Consider the following 1,928-nt stretch of genomic DNA (forward strand, 5'->3'; position numbering starts at 1 on the left):
CCGCGCCGGCTGCGTCGAGCTGATCCGCGGCCTGGACAAGGTCACCGAGTGCTTCTGACCGGCCCGAGCGCACCCCGAGATCTCACAGAGACCGCCCCGAGGAGGAGACCGAACATGCCCACGCACCCGCACCCCCTCGCCACGATGGCGCCACGCGCCGCCGGCGCGTTGACCCTGGCGGCGCTGGCCGCGCTGCTGCCGGCGGCCCCGGTCCGTGGCGCGCCCGCGCCCGCCGCGGCGCCGGCCACTTCCACGGGCGCCACGCCGGCCCGGGCCGCGGCCGCCGGCGGTGCCGCGCCATCCGGCGCCCCGATGTGCACCCGCGTGGAGACCGCGCCGATGGTGACGGTGCCGGTGGGCAAGTCCACGGTGCTGCGCCCCGCGCAGCCGGTCGCGCGCATCCTGCTCGGCAACCCGGAGAACGCCCGCGCCGCCCGGCCCGTCGAGACCAATGCGAAGAAGGACGAGGCCAGCGCCAAGGCCGGCGCGGCCGCACAGGACACGCGCCCCGGCGTCGGCGAGGTCGACGTGCTGCTGCTCGCCCCCACCGAGATCTACCTGCTGGGCAAGGCGATCGGCTCGACCAACGTGGTCATGCTGGACCGCGCCGGCACCTGCACCGCCTTCGACGTGGTCGTGGGCATGGACACCGCCGCGCTGCAGGGCGTGCTGCAGCAGCTGCTGCCGGCGGAACGCAACCTGCGCGTCAGCGCCGCCTTCGACTCCATCGTGCTGTCGGGCGAGGTGTCGGACAGCGAGGCGGTGACCCGCGCGGTGGACCTGGCCACCGCCTTCGTGCGCGGCGACGGCAAGGGCGGCGGCGCGCGCGTGGTCAACATGCTGCAGGTCGGCGCGCCGCAGCAGGTGATGCTGGAGGTCAAGGTCGCGGAGATCTCCAAGTCGCTGCTGGACGCCTTCGGCATCGACTTCGCGCGCGCCTACGCGCCGGGCGACGGCTCGATGGTGCGCTTCCTGGGCGGCATCTTCGGCGGCTCGGCCGGCCTGCTGGGGCAGATCACCGGCACCGGCCCGAGCGGCGTGCCCTACAGCTCGGTGGACGCGGTGGTCGGCGGACGGGTGCCGCTGCCCTCGATCAGCGGCGGTAACGTCACCGTCACCTACGACGCCTTCGGCCGCCCGACCTACACCACCACCTACGGCACCGTGCCCGGCCGCAGCGCCACCAGCGCGACGCTGAACATGCAGAAGACCGACGGCCTGGTGAAGGTGCTGGCCGAGCCGACGGTGATGGCCATCAGCGGCCAGACCGGCAGCTTCCTGGCCGGCGGCAAGATCCTGATCCCGGTGGTGCAGAACAACGGCGTGGGCGGCAGCACCGTCACGCTGGAGGAAAAGGAATTCGGCGTCTCGGTGAAGTTCACGCCGACGGTGCTGGGCGGCGGCCGCATCCACCTGCGCGTGCGGCCGGAGGTGTCCGAGCTCAACGCCTCCGGCGTGCAGATCAGCGCCGGCGCGCTGAACTCGGTGCTGCCCTCCTTCACCTCGCGTAAAGCCGAGACCACGGTCCAGCTGCTCGACGGCCAGAGCTTCGCCATCGGCGGCCTGATCAAGAACAACACGACGACCAACATCAAGGCCTTCCCCTTCCTGGGCGAGCTGCCGGTGGTGGGCGCGCTGTTCCGCAGCACGCAGTTCCAGACCGACCGCTCGGAGCTGGTCTTCGTCATCACGCCGCGGCTGGTGCAGCCGCTGCCGCCGGACTACAAGCTGCCCACCGACGGCTACACGCCGCCCACGCGCGGCGAGCTGATCCTGCAGGGGCGCCTGGAAGGACAGGCCCCGGCCGACGGCCGGGCCGACAGCCCTGCCGCCACTCCGCCGATGACCCCGGCCTCCCCCGCCAGGCCCGCGCCGGCGCGCGGCGGCTTCGACAAGGAGCAACAGCCATGACCCGCCCCGTCCTCCCC

1 protein-coding gene is annotated in these 1,928 nt (G+C 73.3%); it reads left to right on the forward strand.

The features are described from left to right. Window positions 1–114 precede the first annotated feature (114 nt). Window positions 115–1,911 (forward strand): type II and III secretion system protein family protein, encoded by a 1,797-nt coding sequence (locus tag FUT87_RS27550; protein WP_255512092.1) that lies wholly within the window; start codon window positions 115–117, stop codon window positions 1,909–1,911. The last annotated feature ends 17 nt before the right edge of the window (window positions 1,912–1,928 follow it).

The organism is Mitsuaria sp. TWR114 (assembly GCF_007997345.1).